Raw genomic sequence first — 22,851 nt, 5'->3', positions numbered from 1 at the left:
GCTCCCCTCGCGATCGAGTTCCGCGCTGCCCGCGCGTATTGCCACCCTGGCAGCCGTACGGAACACCCGGTAGGCCCCCGATCCAGCACCGGAAAGTCATCCACAGAGGGGCATCCGCCAGTCCCGCTTCGGGCCCGGGCCGTGGTCCGCGTCATGGCTCGGGTTGCGCCTCGTCCGGCTCCGGCGTCACCGCGACCTGGATGAGCCGGCCCGACCGCCCCCTCTCGACCAGCACTCCCCGACCGGGCGGGCGGGCGGCCGCCCGCTCGTTGCCCAGGACAGTTCCCTCCCGGGAATCGCCGGACAGCACCAGGCCGTCGCAGCCCATCTCGCGGATCCGGTTGAACAGCGGATCAGCCAGTACCCGCGCCATCCCACTCACCCGGCGGGCAAGCACCACATGCAGGCCGACCTCCCTGGCATGCGGAAGGAACACCGCGAGCGGCGCGAGCGGGGCCTCGGAGCCGCTCGGGAGCAGGTCGTAGTCGTCGGCGACCACGTAGATGTCGGGCCCGTCCCACCAGTCCCGGGCACGCATCTGCTGCGGGGTGATGCCGGCCGGGGGCATGCGCTCCTGCAGCTTGCCGGCGACCTGCTCAACGTAGGCCCGCGCGGTGACGGCGTCGCCGGCGTAGGCGGCGAGATGATCGGCCGGGACCGCGTCGAGCAGCGAATGCCGGGAGTCGACCAGCACGACCCGGATGTCCCACGCGGACTGGCGCGCGCAGAGCCCCGTCAGCCAGGTGCGCACCATGGTGGACTTGCCGGCGCCGGAGTCGCCGAAGATCAACAGGTGCGGATCGCCGTGGGTCAGGTCGATGGTGACCGGCAGCAGGTCCGACTCGGCGATCCCGATCGGTACCGCGGTCGGCGCCGCGTCGACCGGCACCGCCACGTCGCTCACCTCGATGCGGGGCGGCAGCAGGCGGATCGGCGGCGCCGGGCGGCCCGGCCAGCCGGCCGCTATCTTGGCGAGGACGTCGTGCTGGGCCTCGCGCAGCCCGTCCGTGGTGTCCTGCCCGTCCATCCGGGGCAGCACGAACTGGCAGAACAGCCCGGCGGGGTTCAGGCCACGCCCCGGCACGTTCGCCGGTACCCGGGCCGCCAGCCGGCGGTTGACCTCGGATTCGGTGGGATCGTTCAGCCGTAGCTCGATCCGGGTACCGATACTGTCGCGCAGCGCCGGCCGGATGTCGTTCCACCGGCCGGAGGTCAGCACCAGGTGCACGCCCGCGCCCAGCCCGCGGGCGGCGATCTCGGTGACCACCTGCTCCGCCCAGTCGAACTCGGCCCGTACCGCACCCCAGTTGTCGATGAGCAGGAAGATGTCCGCGGCGCGCAGATCCTCGGGCAGCTTGCCGGCGCGCCGACGGTTGCGGAAGTCGGCGATCGAGTCGATGCCCAGCGCGCGGAACGTCCGCTCCCGCTCGCCGACCAGGGATCGGATCTCGGCGAACATCCGGCTGGCCAGGTCGGGGTCGGTCCGGCCCGCCACCGACCCGACGTGCGGCGCGTCGGCGAACATGTGCAGCGTCCCGCCGCCGAAGTCGACACAGTAGAACTGCATCTCCTCGGGGGTGTGGGTGAGCATGCCGGCGAGCATGATGGTGCGCAGCAGCGTGCTCCGCCCGGTGCGTGGCGCACCGACGACGACGAGGTTGCCGTGCGCGCCGCCGAAGTCCATCACGAGCGCCTCCTGCTCCTGCCGCAGCGGCAGGTCGAGCAGCCCGAGGGGGACGGCGAGCGACCCGGTCAGCGGCCAGTGCCTGGCGCTGTAGCCGCGGCCGGGCTGGTCCGAGACCAGCCCGATCAGGTGGTCCAGGGCAAGCGCGGACGGCAGCGGCGGGAGCCAGACCTGGTGCGCCGGGTTGAGCACCGACATGAGCCGCTCGACGACGACCTGCAGCTCGGTCCGGCCGCCGTCGGTCGGTGGTGCCGGTACTTCCGGTTCGGCGGTGCTCTGACGGGCCGCGCTGCGCAGCACGAACGGCACGACCGGGACGGCGGATCGGCCCGTCGCCAGGTCGCGCAGGTCTGGCGTGACGTAGGGGGCGGAGACGTGCGCGACCCGCAGTCGTTGGTAGATCGACTCGTCCACCTTCAGGTACGCCGATCCGGGTATGGGCGGCAGGTTGTACGCGTCGGGGGTGCCGATCACCGTTCGGCTCTCGCTGGCGCTGAACGTGCGCAGGCAGATCCGGTAGGACAGGTGCGAGTCCAGGCCCCGCAGCCGACCTTCCTCCAGGCGCTGGGTGGCCATCAGCAGGTGCATGCCGAGGCTGCGCCCCACCCGACCGATCTGCACGAACAGCTCGGTGAAGTCCGGGCGACCGGACAGCAGCTCACCGAACTCGTCGACGATGATCAGCAGGTACGGCAGGGGATCCAGCGGCCGGCCGTCAGGCGCTGTCGCGCCGGCCGCGCGGCGGGTCTGGTATTCGCGGATGGAGTCGATGTTCCCCGCGTCGCGCAGCATTCGCTGCCGGCGCTGCTGCTCGCCCATGAGGGCCGCCAGCACGCGGTCGATCATGGCGGCGTCGTCGGCCAGGTTGGTGATCAGGCCTGCCACGTGGGGCAGGCCGGTCAGCGGTGCGAAGGCCGCGCCGCCCTTGAAGTCGATGAGCACAAAGCTGAGCAGGTCCGGTGAGTGCGTCAGGGACAGCCCGGTGACCAGGGTACGCAGCAGCTCGCTCTTGCCGGAGCCGGTGGCGCCGACGATCAGGCCGTGCGGGCCCGAACCACCCTGTGCGGACTCCTTGATGTCGAGCACGACCGGGTTGCCGTCCCCGTCGGTGCCGATCGGGGCACGCAACAGCCGCGGGTCACCGGCCCGGATCCATCGGCCGGTGATCTCCGCGGTCATCGGATCGCCGCCGAGCACCATCTCGGTCAGCGAGACGATCCGCGCCAGTACCTGCTCCCGCTCGTCGCTCAGCCGCAGCGGCGCCAGCGATCGGACGACCAGCTCGGCCAGCCCCGGCGTCAGCCGGTCCGCCAGGCAGTCGTCCGCAGGCGTGACGACCAGCTCCGTTCTTCCTTCGGTGACCAGCCGGTCGGCGCCGGAACATCTGATGCGCAGATCGACCCGGCTCGGTTCGTCGGCCTCCCGCTCGACCAGGAACACCAGGGTGACGCCCAGCTGCGGGCCGGCCGCGGACAGCAGAGCGGACATCAGCTCGCTGCGACCCCACTCCGAGAACGGATCGAACCTGGCGAACAGGACGATGAGCCGCTGCGCTCCCCCGTCCTGGGCGCCACCGAACTGCCCGCGCCGGCTGGCCTGCATGTCCGCCCGGCGCCTCAGGTCGGCTTCGAGGAAGTCCGACAGCGCGGCCGGGCTCTCCGCGACCAGCGACAGCTCCCCCGCTTCGTCACGCAGGTCTGGATCGATGGTGTGTGGCAGCCACTTGGCCCACTCCCACCGGTCGCTGCCCGCGGTCTCCACCGCGACGAGCACGTCGTCGGGCGCGTGGAACACCCCGACCTGGCACAACAGCACGCGGGCGATCTCCTCGGCGGCCGGCACCGGGCCGAGCACGCTGATCACGCCGGCGCCGCCGACGTCGACCACCATCGGCTGGTCGGCTACCCGCCCGAACCGCTCGACCAGACGGTGTGCGGCCGCCAGCGACTCCCAGTCGTAGTCGGTCAGCGGATCGGTCTGGGGATTCAGCTCGATCGGCGTGGTGAGCTGCACCGCACCGCGACCCAGCCGGACCTTCAGGAAGTCGTCGTCGCTGCGGCGGCGCTCCCACACCCGGTGCCCGCTGATGCCGATCGACCACAGCCGCAGCGGTTCAGGATGCGCCAAGGCGGCGACGGTCCGCTGAGCGTCGGCGTTCTCCCGCGCCTGTCTGCGGATGAGCTTCAGATGGCTGCGATACCTGCGGCGCTGCTTGCGGGTCGCCACGCCCCGTGTCTGGCGCTGCCCCATGTACATGGCAACGACCGCGCCGACGGAGGTCACGAAGAAGATCGAGCCGATGATGATGGTCGCGGGCTGGCCGAAGCTGGCCATGTACGCGGCCATGCCGACGCTGCTCAGCAGCGGCAGCACCAGGTTCCAGGCGCTGTTGGCCTGGTTGGGCTCCGGCACCTCCGGCGGGACAGGCAGCACGATCCGGTCGGTGGGCAACGCCGGGAGCAGGTATCTGGCCGGACGGTGGAAGGCCAGCCGACTCATCGGGCACCATAACCCTGGTTCACGCCATCCACGACGGCCCAGGCCCGCGTCGCGTTCATCGGTTCACCGCCGACGGCGGCAGGTTCGCCGCGAGGCCGGCGGCGCTGGACATGGGAATCCGGGCAGTCACCGTGGTGCCGGCGCCTTCGGCCGAGTCGACGCGTAGCGTGCCGCCGATGGTCTGGGCGCGCTCGGCCATCCCGACGATACCGAAGCGGCCGGCCGTGGAGAGCTCGGTCAGTGCGCCGGCCATGCGAAAGCCCGAGCCGTTGTCGCGGACGGTGAGCTCCAGGTGCCCGTCCGTCCGGCGAAGGTACACCTCGACCAGTGTCGCGTTCGCATGCCGGGCCACGTTGTGCAGCGCCTCGTTCAGGATCTGTATGAGCTCGTAGCGTGCCGTCAGCGGCGGCTCCACAGCGACATTGACCATCCGTACGTGAATCCCGGCAGCGTCCGACCACGCCCGGCAGATGCGCTCGATGTTGTCTGGAAATGGCTGGTCAGGTACGTCCCGGCGCAACCCGGCGAGGACCTCCCGGGCCTCCCGTACGGCGGCCGCGGCTCCTTCGGAGACCGTGGCCGCGAGTTGCTCGGCCAGGGCCGGCTGGTGGCGCAACAGCGAGGGCAACGCGACCGCGGCGAACGACACCCCGCGCAGCGTCTTGCCCACCGAGTCGTGGAGCTCCCGGGCCACCCGGGCGCGTTCCGATGCCGCCGCGGCGCGCTGAGCAGCGATCGAGACGTCTATGTAGCGTTCGATTGCCGTGGTCATGGCGGCGGCACCCACGCCGCAGGCGATGTCGACCATCGGAAACGCGAGCACCAACGGGGCCACGGCCGACCCGGCGGCGTCCGCACCGCCCGTCCGAAGCAGCTCCGTCGCAACGGTCAGACCGAGCACCGCGTCAGCCAGCCACAGCGGCATGGCACGGACGCCCAGCAGCGCACCACTGAGCGCGGCCCAGCCGGCGGCGTAACAGAAGTACGCGACCCCACCGCGGCTGAGCACCAGCACACCGATCATCAGAGCGGCATCGACGACGAGGACGCACAACCGCCACCGGATGACCGCCGGCCACCGGGTCAGCACCGCGACCTGCCCACCCGTTGCCGCCGCGATCAGGATCAGCGCAGCGGATGTCCGCCGAACATCGGCGACCAGTCCGATACTGACGCCGACCGCGGCGAGCGTCAGGGCCAACCGCCCGAGCAACAGCGCCCGGCACAGGGCGGTGTACGCGACGAACCTGCTGACCTGGTTGCCGCTCATCGCGGGTGATCTGGTCGATGTCGGGACCCGGTCCGATGCCGAAGCAGCAGTACAAACCGGCTCGAACGCTCCGACGAACAGGTCGTGCCGGTGGCCACGTCAAGTTCCTATCTCCGCCCGCCAAGTCTGCCGAAAACGATTACGCACAACGAGATCAGCTGGCATCGCATGTTTCATGTGATTCTGGGCGTAACCGCCGACTGCCTCAAGCAGGCCGCCGACGGGGACGACCCGCCCTTCGACCACGAGGAGGCGTTCGACGCCGGCCTGGCCCTGATCGTCGACGGTCTGGCCGCCCGCCTGCGCTCGGAACGCCCCACGCGAGCGGCGGGGCGGCGGCCTTGACCGTCCACGGCACGAGGCGGGCGCACAGACCGCCGTCGAGTGGCCGGCTCGACCGGTCCGGACCGGTCGAGCCACTGGGGAGGGATGTGCTGGAAGGCGATGGCGTGGCGCACGGGGGAAAACCACGCCATCGCCGGTCTGGGTGCGGCCGCCGGGACGAGGCCGGCGACCGTGCCTCCGTTCGGTATCGGAGGTTCACAACTCCACAACGAGCCCGAACACCGTCCCGTTCATCGGCATCGCCGGGGATCTGACTACCGACGCCTCATCGCTTGATCATTCGGAGTCGGGGCAGGTCATGATGGCTACCGCGACCCATTCCATGACCCCCTTGTGGTGCTCGGGGAGCAGCGGGGTCAATGCATTGATCTTGCGGATCCAGTCGGACCGGACGTTGCCCTGGGGCAGGTCCCTCCGGTACCGCCAGATGGCATCCTTGGCCTCCTCGTGGGTTGTCCGGTCCTCGATCAGATCCCCGATGGCGCCGAGGATCGCATGGCTCGCATTGTCGTTGAACCGCACGCCGGCCAGCTCGGCCAGGAGCGGCGCCATCCGGCCGAGCGACCCCGAGCTCGTCGCGTCGGCCTGCAGCAGCGGCTTGGTGAGGCTCAGAACGGCGTGGTGACCGGCGAAGGACGGGACCCGCTCGACGACACCCGCCAGCTGAGCGTGCTGGTCGGGCAGCGCCGAGCCGTCCCGGCGCAGCGCGGCGACGATAGCTTCCGGGTCGTTCAACGGCGACGACAGGAACGCCGCAACCGGCACGCCCGGCGATGTGAAGGCGGGCGCGCGCCGCATGTTGGTAGCCGCGCGGATCAGTTCGACGGTCAGCGTCGCCTCGACCGGCGGAGCAGCGCCGTCCGTGGCGTCCCCGTCCGCTCCACCCGGTCGCCGGGCCGTCCACGCTGTGCCGAGATTCAGCAACCCCGCACCGACGCCGTCCGCGGATCTCCCGGGCGCCTCGTACACCAGGGCCGCGCCGTAGGTGTCCAGGACCTCGGTGAGCTCCGACTTCATGGCCGCCGGCGGGACATGCGTCCGCGTGTACACGACCGGCGCCGTCCGCACCTGGCCAGCCGACTCCGCGTCGCCGCCGGCCGGGAAACCGTGCACCTCCAGCCGTCGTCGCAACAACGCCAACCGCTCACGGCTCGGCTGTTCACCGGGCCGGTCGGTGTCCAGGATGACGATGGGTTCGTCGATGACCTCGGCCGCCTCCGCCAACACCGCAAGGTGGGCCGCCGGCACATTGCCGACCGAGCCAATGACCTCGATCGTGCGGATCGTCCCCGCCGCGTCCCGCCAGCTGTGGAGGTCGACCTCGGCCTGCGTCGCGGCCGCCCAGGACGGCACGGTCCCGGCAACCGAGGGGGCCTGCGTACCGAACCAGGCCGCGCCCAGCGCGTCGAGCCTGTCCTCGACCGTCAGGACGTCCGGCAGCAGCGCGAACCGCACCCGGCTGGCGTCTTTGGGCAGGAGCGCGGGCGCCGAGTTGGCGAGGTCGAAGACGGAGACGGTGCGCGCGTCGCCGCTCACCGCCAGGTACACCGACGGCCCGGCCGGGGCGTCCACGGCGACCAGGGCATGTTTACCGGAATTCGCCTGGTCCATTTTGTAGAGCAGCTCGACGTATCCGCCGAGGTCCTCGACTCGCTTGGCGCCGACCGCCGCGAACGCGGCGTCGTCAAACCCGCCGGACCAGCTCCGAGCCTTGGCTCCGAGCCCGTGCTTGCGCAACACAGAGCCGTATTGGTACGACACCAGCGCGGCCGGCAGACCCAGCTCGACGCCCTTGTCGCTGAACACGATCCGCCCGGGGAGGTACGGCTTCCCGGCCAGCGACGCCAGCGCCTCCTCCGGCACACCCAACCATGGCTTCGGCGCCCGGCTGGACTGCGGCATCACCCGTACCGTCACACCCGTTGCAGCGGCGGTCATCTGCCCAGCCTCGTCCAGATGCACAACTCGGTGTTGGGCGAGGGGCAGGGCGCGGCCGAGCTCCTCGGGGGTGAGCTCGTCGGGGGTGAGCTGCGCCCGGAAGGCCGCCACCGGAACCCCGAGGGTGTCCGCCAACTGCCCCATCCCGGGCAGGCTCAGCGGGTCGGGTGACGCCGGCAGGACCACCTGCACCAGGTCGAGTGCGTCAAGCGGCTGCCGGTCCAGCAGCCCCAGCAACAGCAAGTACGGCGGGGTGAGCAGGGCGGCGTCCGCGAACACCGGCGTGGCCACGCTTCCGAACAACATCGACGCGGCATTGGCCTGCACGGCGAACGGGTCGTGCGGGGCGAGGACGCCAGTGGCGCCCAGGGCCAGGCCACCGCCGGGCAGGAAGACGGTTCGGCCATCGGCGCACAGCTCGGCCAGCGGGCGGATGAGCAGCGGAAGCGGCTTGGGCATGGCTCCTCCAAAGGTCTAGTAGCAGTTGGCCAGGGCCTGGGTCAGCAGGTCGAGCAGTTTCGCGTGCTCCGGCGCCGCGACACCGTCCCGGTCGGGATGACCGGGAATGCCGGACTCCCGCACCCGGTCGCGCAGCTCGTCCATCCGCCCCACCCAGTACATCTTGTCGTGCGGATCCAGCACACACCCGGTCACGTCCTTAATAACCCCTTGCCAGTCCTCACTCGAGCCACGGTCCATCGCGCTGATCACCGACATCCTCAACACCCTGTCGACGGCAGCGAACACCGTCGCGTTCCCCCGGCCGTAGTCGAGACCGTAACGCCGGCCCTGGACTGGTTGCTCGCGCTCCACGACGCCCCGCGCCAGATCCACCGCCAGCCCTCGAAACGCCTTCCGCTCATACATCAGCTGCAGCAACCGATCGTTCAAAGGTTTACGCGACTGCCGGTCCGGCTGCGTCGCCAGGTAGTCGGCCGCGAACGTCTCCGGCCCGTCCGGCCAGTCCCTCATCTGCTCCGACCACCGCGCCAGCAAACCGGGAAGGTCCGGGGCCGCTGGTACCTCTCCGATGTGGAGCGCGAGGACTTGCCGGCTGAGATCGGTCAGCGCGACGCCCGGGCGTTCGCCGGCCGGGCCCGGCGTGCGCGGATGCATGAGCGCATCCCGGCCGGGCTCGTGGGGCAGGCCGGGCATGTGCCCGACCTCATGGGCGTAGACGTCGACCGGCAGACCCGGCGGCCAGGTGTTCTGGTCGGCCACCACCCCGGTCGTATCGACCTCATGATGGACCACCACGTCGTCCGTGGTCACTCGGATGACCCGCACCCTCCACAGGTCGCCGTTCGGCAACGGCTCCGCGTTGACAAACGCCCACAGGTCGTCGGGCAACTCGTGACGCACCGGGTTGAAGATCTTCTCCACTGCTTCGGCCGCGGCGGCCCACGTCGATCCGACGTCGGCGCCGCCAGCGGCCGACCCCCTGAACCGAACGTTGATCGTCACCTCGGTCAGGTACCGCCCCCCACCCACAGACACCCGTCGGACCTCGAACGCCGAACGCTCAGCGACCGGCCTCGGCCGCTCCGGCGGCTGGAAACGGATCCGGCCCCGCTGATACACCGGCGCCGCATCGAGCCTGAACCGCAACTCCTCGGACAGGTGCCACGAGCTGAGCTGCAACAGCGCCCCGACCTGCGCACTACCGGCCCGATCCAACTTCGACTCGGCCGGCAACGCCGCGATCATTCGCTGCGCGGCGGGTCCGGCCGCTTCGGTGACCGCCGGCGGAGGGCCGGGCTCGAACTCGGCCATCGTGCGGTAGAAGATGCCCTCGTCCCGCAAGAGCTCCCGCAGCAGCTCCCGCCGGGCGGCCTGCGGGTCGATCGCCGCCACCCAGGGCACCGCGGGCAGTGACTCGGCGTAGCGGTCCAGCGCGGCCACAAGCGTGGCCAGGTCCCCCTCCTCCGGATGGGCTCCGGCCTTGTCCAGCAAAGCATCCGTGAGGTAATGCACAGCGAGGGCCGGCACCTCGCCGAGCGCAGACCGGTCCCCGAACGCCAGGTCGAGCAGCCGCCGGTCGTGCTCCGTCACCGCGTGCAACGACTCCACCGACGGCCACGGCCGCGGCAACGCCTGGGCCGCCGGCCGATGCACACGGACGAACCCCCCATCGGCAACCCTCCCAGCATGGCCGGCCAAGGCCCGGGCAACCCACATGCCGTACTGCCAGACCGTCCACGGAGTGTCCCGGTCCGGACCGCCGATGACCACCGGCGGGTCATCGTCCTCGACCCGCGGTGGCGTACCCGCCGGCCCGATCCACACCCGGTCGCCGACCAAGACCACGAGCCAGCCCGGCAGCACCAGGTACCTGCCGTCGCCGAGCGCCTCCAGCGTGAACATGTCGCTGACATTGATGTCGCGCCGCTGCGCCGCCGTGTGCACGGTGTAGTAGCCGGCGAACGGTCGCATCGTCGCCTGATGCGCCCACGTGTACGCAACAACATGGTCCGCCGGCGCGTCGGCGGTATCCACCAGGCACCCGCCGACCGCCAGCTCGTAGTCACCGCCCAGTACCCGGGCCAGCCCCAGGACGGCCGGGGCGGACAGCGGCGCGGCGGGCATCAACTCCACGAGCGTGGCGACCGGGAGCAGGTCCCGCAACTCCATCAGATACCGACGGGCGTGCGCCGCGTCCTTCACCTCGACGACCACCAGCGGACGCTCCGGATGGACCAGCCGTCGCGGTGGTGCCGTCGATGGCGTCGTCGGCAGGAAGAGGCCCGCCGGCCCGAGGCTCTTCGGCCGGTACCGCGCAAGCGCGGACTCGAGCGCGTCTCCCTCAAGGTTATAGTTACGCATCGACCCTTCGGCGGCGAGCGCCATCTCCAGCCGAAACGCCTGTGCCTCGTCCGGGGTGGAGTAGTACATGGCCATCGCGTCGGCCAGCGCCATGTTCGCCCGATCGCGGCCCTCCCCGAGCCGACGCAGCACCCGCGGGCCGAACCGGCCGAGCCCGCTGGCCGAGTCGAGCCGCTCGGTCGCCCGCCCGTGCAGTCCGATCAGGCCGTGCATCGCGTCAATGACCCAGTTCAACTGAGCCACGTCCGGACGGGCGTTCCACAGCCGCTCGACGGCCGGATACCTCGGGTCGGCGGCCGGGCGCCGCTCCCTGAGGTCCTCCCGGACGCCATCGTCGATGAACTGCGCGTGTGCCTCCTCGCTCCACCAGGCGGCCACGGCCGCGTGCTCGACGTGCAGCATCTCGTGCACGAGGGCCCGCAGCGTCCTGTCGAGCGGCATACCGATGTCGAGGCTCACGTTCCACACATCCGGCGAGAAACTCCCTTCGTGGAACGTGGAGGGTGAGCCCAGTTGCACCCGCCCCCGCAGCGGCGGTACGCCGGTCTCCCGGGCGATGAGCCTGGCGATGCCCTTCCAGGCTTGCCACCGGCTCACGTCATCCAGGCCGATCAGCCGCCGGTAGTTCTGACGCACCCGTTCGCGGATCAAGGCATGCAGTGCCGGATCGGCCGTCCGGAACAATCGAAAGTCCTCCACGTCGGCGACAGCGGGCCGGAATCCGGCCACATAGTCCCCGTGCCGTAGCGGCGGAGTGACCATACTGTCCACAGTGGAACTTTCCAGGGCGGACGGCGCTTCTCCGATGTTCAGCGCGAGGAGGTGCCGGGTGAGGTCGGTCAGCGCGACGCCTGGGCGTTCGCCGGCCGGACCCGGCGTGCGCGGATGCATGAGCGCATTCCGGTCGGTCTCGTGGGGCAGGCCGAGCATGTGCCCGATCTCGTGGGCGTAGACGTCGGCGGACAGGCCCGGCGGCCACGTATTCTGGTCGACCGTCACCCCGGTTGTATCGACCTCCTGATGGACCACCACGTCGTCTGTGGCCCCCCAGTTGACTCGTACCTTCAACAGGTCGCCGTTCGGCAACGGTTTGTTGTGGACAAACGCCCACGTACCGTCGGGCAGCTCGTGACGCACCGGGTTGTAGATCTTCTCCACTGCGTCGGGTATGTCGTCCCACGTCGGTGCGGCGTCGCCACCGCCAGCGGCCGACGCCTCGAACCGAAGGTTGATCGTCGCCTCGGTCAGGTGCCGCCCCCCGTCTACGGGGATCCGTCGGACCTCGAACGCCGAACGCTCGGCGACCGGCCGTTGGCCATCCGGCGGCGGCTGGAAACGGATCCCGCCCGGCTGGTGTACCGGCGCCGCGTCGAGCCTGTCCCGCAGCTTCAGGGACAGGAGCACTTGCCGGTGGTCCAGTGGAAGCCAGTACCCCACCGTGTTATGCAGCCGGCTCAGGTCGGGGTTGTGCGGATGCCGCACGACGAGGCGGAACAGCGCCGCGAGCTGCGCACTGCCGGCCCGATCCAGCTTCAGCTCCGCCAGCAGCGCCGCGAGCAGCCGCCCGCCCGGCAGGTCCAGGAAGGTTCCAGCCACCTGTTCCGGCGCTGGCGTGGCCCGAGCGAGGCTCCGGCCGACGCGCTCCGCGGCAGCCACCAGCCCCAACGCGACCCGCACCGGGACCTGCACCCCCGCCGGACCGACCGATATCTCCGCCGAGAACGCCATCTTGACTCGCAACTCGACCATCAACTGGCCGCGGGACACATAGGCTGTGACATCGCTCGGATCGGCGCCCAGCCCCTCCAGGATCTCCTGATGCCTGGCGACGAGGCTCTTCAGGGCCTGCGCCGCCCGTTCCCCCCGCACCACCGCCGACGCGTCCGCCGACCCAGGACTGTTGATCTCGATCGTCATCGGCCCGCTGGTCCGGCCGGCATGCCGCCGCACGGTCTCGATCACAGACCCGAGCGCTCGCCATACCGCCGGGCTGTCCACGAGTCTCTTCGCCTCGACCGTGAACCTCTCGTTCCATTCCTCCCGGTCGACGATTTTCAACTCGGCCGTGAGGCCAGCCCGGTCGAGCGCTTCCCGCGCCGCGGCCAGTGCGTCTTCCACCCGAGCCCGACGTTCCTTGGGGTCCACCCACGTCCATGGCTCGCTCGGCAGGTCCTCGCCCCACTCCACCCCAATTTCGAGGTCGAACGACCGCCCCGACCCGGGCCCGGCCAGACCACCCAACGCGTCCGCCACGAAATACGGCACCGGTTGCTCGCCGGACTCGATCCGCCGCAGCAACCAATCCACAATCCCGGACGGCTCCGGCCAGTCCTGGTACCCGTCCGCGGCGCCGGCATCAACCGCCCGCAGCGCATCGTGGCGCCACTCCTCGGAACGTCCCATGTACGCATCAACCGTTGCCGAACTGAGCACCAGCTCGGCCCACCGCTCCCGCTGATCCGCCAGATCTTGCTCGCTGTCCGACACCTGCGAGACCGCACGGTAAGCCGCTCGTATCACCTCATCCGGCAACGCCAACCGCCCCGCGACCAGCTGACGGAACACATCCGAAACAGGCTGATCCCCAGGCACCCGACCAGCGGCGAACACCTCGGCGAGCCCGGCCGCCCGCAGCACCGCCTCCCGATAGCTCATCCCCAGCGACGGATCGGTCAACCAGGCGGTCACCGCGCCAGCATCCAGTCCCGCCGTCGACTCGTCACCCGCCAGCACCCTGTCCAGTTCGGCGACGCTCGGTATCCCCGGCGCCTGGGGCGGCTCCCCCAAGATGGTGGGATCGTCCCTGACGGGACCCAACCCGTACGCCACCGGCGAGTACGGGCCTCGCGACCCCGGAATGGTACGGGACACCAGCGCGGCGGCCTGCGCCTGGACCGACCGATCAGCGAGCAACCCCACCAACCGCCCGATCGTGTCGGGGGTGCCGGAGCCCAGGCGGCCGGGCGACTGGAATCTCCAGTCCCACACGTCCGGCTGCCGGAACGGCCGGCGGGCGAGTTCCACCAACGCCGCGATGATCCGCAGCTGCGCCTGCAAGGCCCCGGCCCAGCGCCGATGTGGTCTGGGCTGCATGATGAACCTCACGAAGTCGTCGGAGTGCCACGCCACCGACATTTGCAGCGCGCCCCGCCGATGGCCCCGGAGAAACCCGGCGAACGTGGAGAAGCCCCAACGGGGCGGGTCCTGCACGTCCCGATCAATCCCGCGGTAGTCATCGGATGGTGCGACGCCGATGCTGGTCAACACATCGACGTTCGTGTAGTAGAGGTGAGCCAGACGCAGGTACGCGGCAGCGTCCGTGCCGTACCGGGTCGTCACCTGGACCCGCATCCGATGGCCGCCGAAATCCTGTTCCCGCAGCGCATCGAGCACCGCCGTCAGCCCGGTCCAGGTGCCCCGCTCAGGCCCGAACTCGTACCGCACCTCGGTCCGGCCCTCGTTCTCGGCGACAACCGCACCGGGCAGGCTACCGAGTCGCTGCTCCACCTGCACGCGCATGGCCGTGGCGGCCACGTCGTCCGACGTGATCGAGAACGACACGCCATCCAGGCCCGGGGCGTCCGGCAGCAGCGGGACCAGCCACCGACCCCATCCCTCCACCGCCACCATCGCGCGGATGGCGCTGGCCGGATCCTCGCCGGCGTGCGCGACGATCCGGCCGAACACCCCGGACCGGCGCTCCGGCTCGGCATGTCGCAGCGCCGCGGCGTGGACCACGGCGACGTCGCCCCTGGTGATCGGGCCCGACCCGCTGTGGTTCCAAACCCGCCACATGTCCTCCCCGTTGAGCCCGTACTGCTGCTCGACGGACCGCAGCCACTCCTGGTATGCGGCGATCACCTCGTCCGGTCCGGCCCGGCGCGCACCGGCGGTCTTCGGTGCGCGGTTGAGGTTGGCATAGACGGCTACCGACTGCGGTGGGATCTTCAGCCTGGCCGCGACCTCCAGCAGCCCCGGCAGGCCGAGCCAGCTACCGTCGCCGTTCAGCTGATGCGTCAGCTTCGGCGGTACGGCCCGGCTGTGCCGCACGATCTGGAACAGGTGATCCGTCAGCGTGCCGGCCAACCGCCGCTCCGGCCAGTCCGGACGGGCCCGGATCGACTCGGCCACCACCTCGGCCGCGGCGAACCTTCCGGACCGGCCCGGTCCGGGGTCATCGTTGAGCCACCCGAGGTCATCCTGGACACCGAGCACCCTCGGATCGACACCCAGCATGGAGGCCAGCGCGAACAGCTGGACCGGCTCCCGCACCCCCAACCGGCCGGCCTGATCCACGACATCGTCTGGCACCCGCCCGATCCGGACGCTGAACGCGACCACCCACCCAGCGCCGATCCGCAGCCGCGAGGACAAGTCAAAGCGCGCGCTGCGGTCCAGGCCCAGCCAGTCCGACATCTGCACCAACGCGGCGTGATACTCCGTCGTAACTTCCTCCGGCAGCTCGTTCACGAACTGGTGGACCTGCGCCGATGACGTGGATTCCAACCCCACCGCACCGGTCAGCCACTGACCGAATCGGCCCGCCTCCGCCCGAGCGGCACGCCACTCGGATGCGGGCAGCCCCCAATCGGTCAGGAACTCCAGCAGCAGGGCGGCGTCGGTGCCCATCGCCGCACCGACGGCCCCGTCTTCACCCTGCCCCCAGATCAGTCGCAGCATGCTGTCGGCGAGTGCCCCGATCTCCACGTTCTGGTCCGGGTCATCCGGCAACAAGTCCAGGACCGGCCGTAGCTGGAACACCCGGACGTCCCAGTGCTCGGCCAGGTCGTGCAGCAACCTCCACTTGGCAGGGGGCCCGTGGGGCAGCAGATCCCGGTGCTCCAACGCCGGCAGTCCGGCCGATTGGCGAGCATCCTGCTGTCCCGTCGGGATCGGCAGCGCCAGGTCGCTTCGGACGTCGAGGAAGGCCACCAGATCCGTCCACGGCTGGTGGCGCAGGCTGCGCCCGACATTGTTTTGTGAGACCCCCAGCTGCTCGGCGAGCCATCCGGCGAGCCACAGGTCCGCGTTGCGCTCCGCGGGAAGCCGCACACCCGCCCAGAGGCGACCGGACGGACCGTTGTCGCTCCGAACGGCCGCGCCGATCACATCGTTCCAGCCCCGTTCCGCCAGCTCCTCGATGGTCGTGCTGCCCAACTTGAATATGTCGTAGAGCTCGTTCGGGGTCAGTCCGTCCGGCCCGGATCCCGGCCGCATGTGCGCCCCGATCCAGAACATCCACCATGGAGACCCGTCCGGCCCTCCACGCGGTCCAGGCCACAGGAGGTCCACCAGACGCTCGACGGTGAGCCGGTTGTCGGCCCGTGCCGGGGCGTGCACTGCCAGCCGGTTCAGCACCGACCGCATCGGCATCAGGTCCCGCAGGTCCGTGTCCATCCGCCAGGACCACTCCACCGCCAGCCCCGGCTCGACTCGCGCACGGGACGCCAACCGGGCCAGGTCATACGGCACCCGACCGGTCCGCAGGATCAACTCGACCAGACGCGGCACCTCCTCATCGGACAGCCGCAGCTCGCCGGCCAACCTGGCGATCCGCGTCAGGTCCGCCCAGGCACGCCCGGCCAGCGCCCGCACTTGGTCCTCCGACACACGCAACCGGTTTGCCCAGGTGGCCGCTTCTTGCTCGCTCAACGGACCGGGCACCGGCCGCACTGACCCGGGCGGCAGACCCACCGACCGGTGCAACGGCCGCGCTGGAGCCACCTCCCTCAGGAACCGCTCGATCCCGTCCCGCGGCACGCTACCGACCAGCCGGTACACCTGCAGTTCCAGATGCCGCGACGGCAACAAGAAGTTCAGCTCGCCGACCGGAAACCCGAGCCGCCCGCTCAACTCCGCGTACCGCGTCAGATGCCGCACCGTCTTGAACCCGAACTCTCCGGCGATCCGCTCGACCTGCCTCGCGACACGTTCCCCCAGGTCCCGGGCCTCATCCGAATCCTCCACGGTGTCCGGTGCCGCGTCGACCTGTCGCACTGCGGCCTGTCGCACTGCGGTACGTACCAAGTCCCCGATCATCAGGAGGCCGGCCAGATCCAGCTGACCCTCCAGATGGAGACGGCCGCCGGGTTGGACAGCCGGTCCGGTGGCGGGCCCGAGGCCGAGCTTCGCCGCCAGCGTGAGCAGCGCCAGCGTGCGCAGGCCCGGCTCGCCCGAACCGGGCAACAGGCCCAGCTCCGCCCCGACCCCGGCGACGTCGTCGCCACGGCGGACCTGATCCGCAGCCCACGCAACGGCCCTCGCCGCCAACTCGTCCGGCAAGAAGTGCAATAACTCCAGCGGCACCCCCCGCCGGGCCAGCCAGCCGAACGACGGCAGGTCCTCCGGGTCCAACCCCAGCCGGGCACCCAACTCCGCCAGATACACCACCTCACCGTCGGTGGACGCCCCGAACGGCGCCAACCGCTCACGCAACCCAGCCAACAGCTCACCGGCCGTAGCGGTGGCGCCGCGCTCACGCACCATCCCAGCCAACTCGCCGCCAATCACCCGCAGCACGCCCGGCTCGACGCCAAGCTCCACGGCGGCCGCGTCCCACACCTCCCGGACCGCCGGGTTCATCGGCTCGCCATCGTCGAGCCCAACCGGCCCGCTGTCCAACAGCGGCGCCCGCTCGTACACGGGCGGCTGGTCGTCCAGCGGCGGCGTACCCACGAGCTGTGTCGCCGCAGGGATGTCCAGCACCAGCTCAACCGCGCCGTCAAGCCGGAACGCCAGCATGTCCGAGCTCCCGGCAAGACTCAATTGCACCAGCAGCCCGGCACGCACCCGCTGGAACGCCAACCCATTCCTCATCAGCTCGCCCAGCGGCACCGCATCGAACAACGCCAACCGCACCCGTAGCGGTGGCGCGTCCACGCCCAGGCGGTGTAGCCCGTGCTTGAACAGGCCTTTCAGCCCCGGTCCGGACAGCACTCGATGGAGTCGGTCAAGCTTGTCCGGATCCTCAAGTACCGGTCCGGCTGCCGGCCATCGACCCGACTTCAGCTCCGCGACAACCGCGTCGTGCAGCGCCCGCACCGACACCGGGTCGATCGCGTCCGCCTCGGCCTGCTCAGGCTTCACCACTGGCGACGGGAGGTTCACGACGGCAAGACCCAGCCCCCGTGCTGTCGCTTTCGCGTCATCCTGCGGCTCGCCAACCAACGTGGCGCCCCGCCGCACGACACGGAACCCCGTCCCCTTCAACACCTCGTCCGGCACCATCGCACGCAGTTCCATCAGCGCCGAACCGGTGAGACCGACCTCCGATGACGACCCAGCGTGCAACACCACCGTCACCAGCAACGGCGCCACGTAGTGCTGCCCGGCCCCAGCCCCACGCACGCGCTGATACACATCGGCCGGTTCCGCCCGCACCACCAGCCGAACCCGTCTGTCCTGCCCTCCATCCTTCGGACGCACCGCCACACCACTGTCCAGCAGGCCATTCGACGCCCACCTCGTCAGCTCCCGGTCAGCGAGCACAGCGCTCAACCGGCCGACCACCGCCGGAGCATCCACCTCCGGAGCAACCACCTCCGGAGCAACCACCTCCCAGCCGGCTACCGTCAGACCCGGCGCGTACTGACGGACCAACTCCATCGCCGCCGCCGCCACCCGGTCCGACGCAGCCGGCCCCGCAGCGGTCTCAGCGCCGCGCGGCGCATCGACGGCGGTGATCTTGTACTGCAACGGAAACTCGCTCGGCAACAGTACGGCGGGCGGCCACGGCCCGACCGGCACCGGATCATCGACCGGTTCCGGCCGGCCGATCAAGTCCGCAGCACCACGATGCTGTTCGACGGCCGTCGATCCATATCCAGCGGCGCGTGCGGCCTGGATGAGCTGCCCACGAACATGCGGATCCCGAATATGCCCGAACAACGGCCCGAGGCCGGCCGCTACGACCGGCGCGGCTTCGCGACGCGCCACCAACGTGTTCCCATCACGCACCCAACCCAAGGCGTCAAAGGCGCGCAGAAGATCATCGGTTGGCACCAGGGTCGCCGCCAGGACCAGCGCCTGCACACCACCCGGATCCAGGCCGAGCCCGGAAAAGGGGATCTCCAGTTGGTCATCCTCAGACTGCACGACGATCTCCGCGTAGGTGGTGCCGGCCTGCGCCCCACCCATGGCAGACACCACCCAGGCCAGCCCTTCCCAGCCGACACGATCCAGCTCGACCAGATGGTCCCCGTCGGCGACGACCGACACTCCGTCGCGAGCATCCAGGAACTTCCCCGCGGGCAACCTCAGTTTCAGCTTCGTACCCGCCATCGGTGCCGGCAGATCCGCCAGAAACGGAACGCTCGAACCACCGACACCGGCCGGCCCGTCAGACGGATAATCCAGCTCGGTGTCCGTCATCGTGAACACGGTCAGTTCCTGCGCCACGTCCTGGCCCGGCCGGAAGGGCAGCAGGTCGGACAACGCCAGACCGCTGTCACCCCGCAACTCCGCGACCGTGGTCGCCCGGCCATCCGGACCAACCACCAACACCGCCGTCGACGGATCACCCAACGCCGCCAACCGCCAGTCATCCACCACCCGCGTGGCCACCGGCCCCGGACCCGACAGCCCCCCGACCCACCACAACACACCACCAGCACCCGCCATCAACCACGCCAACCCACCCGACCCGAACGACACCAACGCCGCCGACCCAGACGCATGCAACAAGCCGTCCACCAACGCATCGACAGCCCCCACCGGCACCAGACCACCACCGACCACCCCCAACAGATCGGCAGCCGACACCGGCATCACCTTCCGAGCCAACTCCCCCGCATAAACCTCCGACACAACCGCAAACCGAGCCAAATACACCGCAAAGGCCAACGCCGCCGACGGCACCGCCACCCGCAACCGCTGCTGCACCTCCCCCACCACCCCAACAAACAACTCAAGCCGCCCCCACGACGGCCCAGCCCCATCCGAAGCGAACCGCGCCGCCTCCCGCACCGCCTCCCGCGCCGCCACATGCGACCACGGCAAACCCCGCACCGCCACCGCCCCCTCCCACACCACCTCCCGACCCGACCCATCCACACCAACCAACCGCCCCGACCGCGCCAACCCCACCGGCACCTGCACCTGCACCCCATACAGATCGGCAAGCTGCTCCACCGCCCCCGCGTCCCCAACCTCCCAACGCTCAATGCCCCACGGCACCAACACCAACTGATCACCGAACGGCTGGCCACGAACAAACCCCAACCCCACCGCCGAACGCGGCACCTCCTCCACCAGGAACACCAACGCCGCATCGACCGGCTGATCCGCAGCCACCGACGCCGCCAACGCCACCGGGTCCCCGACCTGCACCAACCCACCGGTCAACACCAACCGGCCCGCAACGACCAGAATCTCCCGGCAACCATCACCAACAGGCATGACATCCCCATCTCACCAACTGAGCGCACATCGCGTGACATCGCGCCGTGCGTCGGCGGTAGTCCTCTACGTCCGCTCGGACGTCTCCACCGGCGGCGGGCAGGTAAAGACCGATGCCGTCAGGTCGGTCAGCTGCTCGGCGTGCTGGGGCCGGGCCTCGCTCAGGCGCGCGAGTTGCCGTCCCAGCTCGACCCGGTGAGCGTCGAGGTCGACGTTACGTTCCGGCGGGAGGACGTGCCGGCCCGGCCGGTTCTCCAGGATCGCCGCTGTCAGCTCCAGCACCGCCCGGATCGACCGTTCCGTCGCGGTGGCCTCGTCAGGCGCCGAGTCCAGGAGTCGGCGCAGCTCGACCAGGTCGCCGGAGCCGATGGAGCTGACCAGCTGGTCCATGCGCGTGCTGGGATCTGCGGTACCGACGGTCACTGCCGCCCAGGCCGACCGCAGGTCCTTCAGCCGCACCGGGCGATCCCCGCGCGCGCTCTGGGCCTCGTCCCCCGCGGCCACCAGCGTCCGCAGGTCCTGCCGAGTCACCGGTGCGGTGTCGTTCCCGCGCAGCGTTCGGACCCTGTCCTCCAGGTGGCTACCCTGCTCGGCCGTCAGCGTGACCATCAGGCGCCGCATCGAGGCCAGCTCTGGCGGGCCGGTGCCGGCGCCGGAGACGGCGCGGGCCAGCATCCCGACGGCCGACAGGTCGGGGCCGGGGGTCTGCGTGCGGCCAGCGGGCCACCAGCGCGGTCGCCGGGAACCGGCGGTTCCTTGGCGAAGTCCGATCCGCTGCTCCAGCCAGCCCGATTCGGCGCCGGCCGGACGCAGCCCGTCCTGCCAGTCCCGCACGGACTGTCGCCACCGCTCCGCCAGCGCGCCGACGGCCGGGCCGGACGGCGGGTCGAAGCCCAGCACCTGGCGCCGAATCCGGTCCGCCGGCAAACGGTTCCGCTGCGCCTCGGCGACCGCCGCCAGCACCGCTCTGATCTCGTCCGCTGTCCCTCGCCACAGTGGATCGCCGCCGAAGATCTGGTCCCGGATCGCTGTCTCGAACTCGGCCCGGGCGACCGGCCGCGGTCCGAGCGCCAGCGCTGCCATCGTCACGGCCGTGCCGTCCAGGTCCCCGGCCATCGTCTGGTCGGCGAACACCGCCCCGGTCAGCCGTACCAGGTCGCGGACCGCCGACCGGGCGTCTGCCCTGGCCTGATCGGCGTTCTCGACCACCCCCACCAGGCGGCGAAAGTCGGCGTCGCCCAGCGTGATCGGCTTCTGCTCCGGGACCAGCAGGGCGACGTCCCGCCTCAGCCGCTCCAGCCCCGCCGTCCAGCGCTTGCCGTCGTGCACCACATCCACCAGCCGCCCCAGCCTGACCAGGTCGGCGACGCGGGTGCTCGGGCCGAACACCAGCCTGGCGTCCCGGACCAGGTACGCCAGGAGCTCCGCCGATTCGGCACGCGGGAACCGGGCGATCGTCCGGATCAGGAAGTGCCAATGCAGCGGCCAGAAATCCCCTCCCAACCGCACATCGCCCTGGATGAGCCGGCGAAACGGCTCCTCCAGGTCGGCCGCCCGGGCCGGCTGCGGCCGGGACGGCAGCAGCGACACCAGCCGCGCCGTCCCGATCAGCTCCTCCACGTTGATCAAGCGGCGGAACAGGTCCGTCGCGAGCTCGGAGACCTGGACCAGGCGGCCGGTCGTGACCGGCTCGACATGGTCGAGATCCGCGACCATGTCGGCGAGCTGGGTCAGGGTGTTCGCGGTGTTGTGGCCTGGATCGTTGCCGAACAGCCAACCCGCTGCCGGCCACAGCTCGGCTCTCCCGACGAGGCGCCGGCCCGTGAACACCTCCACCACCCGCCCGAGCTTGGCCAGGCCCTCTGCCCGAAGGCGGGCACCGTACACCGCCTCGACGAGGTCCGCCACGTCCCTCAGGACCGCAGCCGCCCGTTCCCGGTCACCGCCGGCCTCGGCGAGGACGTCCAGCAGCCACCGTGCGTCGGCCACGGCCAAGTCGACGGGCGCGCGGTCTCCGTGCAACCGGTGGCCGGCCGCCGACTCCAGATCGTCCCAGGTCACGAGCCTGCGATCGCCGCCCAGCACGGACAGCGACCAATCCGCGCGCGCCAGGTCGTCGCGCGTGATCTGCGGTCCGTACACCGCGGCCGTCAGGTACGCCAGATCGAACAGCCGCTGCTCGGCGTCCGGATCGGCGGGCAGGCCCAGGTCGTGCGCCAGGTCGGTGAGCCGGCCCGAGTCCGGGCCGCCGGCCAGCTCGGCCAGCCGATCCGCCACCCGCCGCACCGGGACCCGGACCGGAGCGGTGTTCACGCCGCCGAACCGGTCGCCGGCCTGCACCCAACGGAGTGCCTCGTCCAGCGTGCCGTCGGCCATCCGTACCCTGGCCCTCGGGAACCATTCCCGGGCTTGTCGCTGCGTCGCCTCGTCCAGGCCGGCCCGGCTCAGGTCCACGAAGCTGATGCCGCGCCGCAGCGACGAATCCAGCCGGAGATGCACGCTCTCCACTACCGCCGCGGCCACCGACCCCCGATCCGGGGCCGGCACCTGGCGCAGCACGTCGGCCAGTACCGCCAGGTCGAGCGTGTCCCGCGCGGTGTCCAGGCCCTTGAACAGCTCCGCCGCGCCCGCCCAGATCGCCCGCAGCACACCCTCCGGGCCGCGGGTGCCCGGGTCGACCGATGCGGCCTGGCGGAGCAGTTGCGCCGCCACCGCGCCCGGGGCGACCGACGTGCCGCCGCCCACCACTGTCCGGGGGGCCACTACCCGCTGATACCCCCGCCGTGCCCGCCGCCACAGCCACCCGTCGTCCCGTTGCCACACCGAGCTGAACGAGGTGTGCGGCACCCCGAAGATGCGGAACTCCGTCCGCCGCAACGGCACGTGCCTCAGGTGC

Annotated in this window: 6 protein-coding genes (1 of these 6 only partly in view); 1 reads left to right on the top strand and 5 read right to left on the bottom strand. The window is 70.8% G+C overall.

The window, feature by feature from the left end:
* Nucleotides 1–151 precede the first annotated feature (151 nt).
* Both eccCb and ACQPY0_RS19375 read right to left on the bottom strand, forming a co-directional pair.
* Complete coding sequence (eccCb, locus tag ACQPY0_RS19380) at nt 152–4,183, bottom strand: type VII secretion protein EccCb (protein WP_432990727.1); 4,032 nt, start codon at nt 4,181–4,183, stop codon at nt 152–154.
* 55 nt (nt 4,184–4,238) lie between these two features.
* Entirely contained in the window at nt 4,239–5,453 is a 1,215-nt protein-coding gene (locus tag ACQPY0_RS19375; RefSeq protein WP_432990725.1) for a sensor histidine kinase, read from the bottom strand.
* A 177-nt stretch (nt 5,454–5,630) separates the two neighbouring features.
* Between ACQPY0_RS19375 and ACQPY0_RS19370 the strand changes: the two genes are divergently transcribed.
* On the top strand, nt 5,631–5,798 hold the full coding sequence (locus ACQPY0_RS19370; RefSeq protein ID WP_432990723.1) for a hypothetical protein: 168 nt from the start codon (nt 5,631–5,633) through the stop codon (nt 5,796–5,798).
* A gap of 276 nt (nt 5,799–6,074) precedes the next feature.
* Here ACQPY0_RS19370 and ACQPY0_RS19365 read toward each other — a convergent pair whose 3' ends face one another.
* The 3 genes from ACQPY0_RS19365 to ACQPY0_RS19355 form a co-directional block, all read right to left on the bottom strand.
* On the bottom strand, nt 6,075–8,195 hold the full coding sequence (locus tag ACQPY0_RS19365; RefSeq protein ID WP_432990721.1) for a hypothetical protein: 2,121 nt from the start codon (nt 8,193–8,195) through the stop codon (nt 6,075–6,077).
* 15 nt (nt 8,196–8,210) lie between these two features.
* Nucleotides 8,211–19,955: a hypothetical protein gene (locus ACQPY0_RS19360; protein ID WP_432990719.1), complete on the bottom strand. Its 11,745-nt coding sequence runs from the start codon at nt 19,953–19,955 to the stop codon at nt 8,211–8,213.
* Nucleotides 19,956–20,021: 66 nt separating this feature from the next.
* On the bottom strand, nt 20,022–22,851 hold the end of the coding sequence (locus tag ACQPY0_RS19355; protein WP_432990717.1) for a hypothetical protein. The gene runs 26,531 nt beyond the window's last position; only the last 2,830 of its 29,361 coding nucleotides appear in the window; its start codon lies beyond the right edge, outside the window; it ends in the stop codon at nt 20,022–20,024.

This window comes from Dactylosporangium sp. CA-233914 (genome assembly GCF_050942935.1).
Classification (GTDB): domain Bacteria; phylum Actinomycetota; class Actinomycetes; order Mycobacteriales; family Micromonosporaceae; genus Dactylosporangium.
This window is presented reverse-complemented; position numbering and strand designations above follow the sequence as displayed.

Coding starts and splice junctions, on each gene's coding strand:
- ACQPY0_RS19365 (WP_432990721.1), bottom strand. CDS start 8,195: ATGCCCAAGCCGCTTCCGCTGCTCATCCGCCCGCTGGCCGAGCTGTGC.
- eccCb (WP_432990727.1), bottom strand. CDS start 4,183: ATGAGTCGGCTGGCCTTCCACCGTCCGGCCAGATACCTGCTCCCGGCG.
- ACQPY0_RS19360 (WP_432990719.1), bottom strand. CDS start 19,955: ATGCCTGTTGGTGATGGTTGCCGGGAGATTCTGGTCGTTGCGGGCCGG.
- ACQPY0_RS19375 (WP_432990725.1), bottom strand. CDS start 5,453: ATGAGCGGCAACCAGGTCAGCAGGTTCGTCGCGTACACCGCCCTGTGC.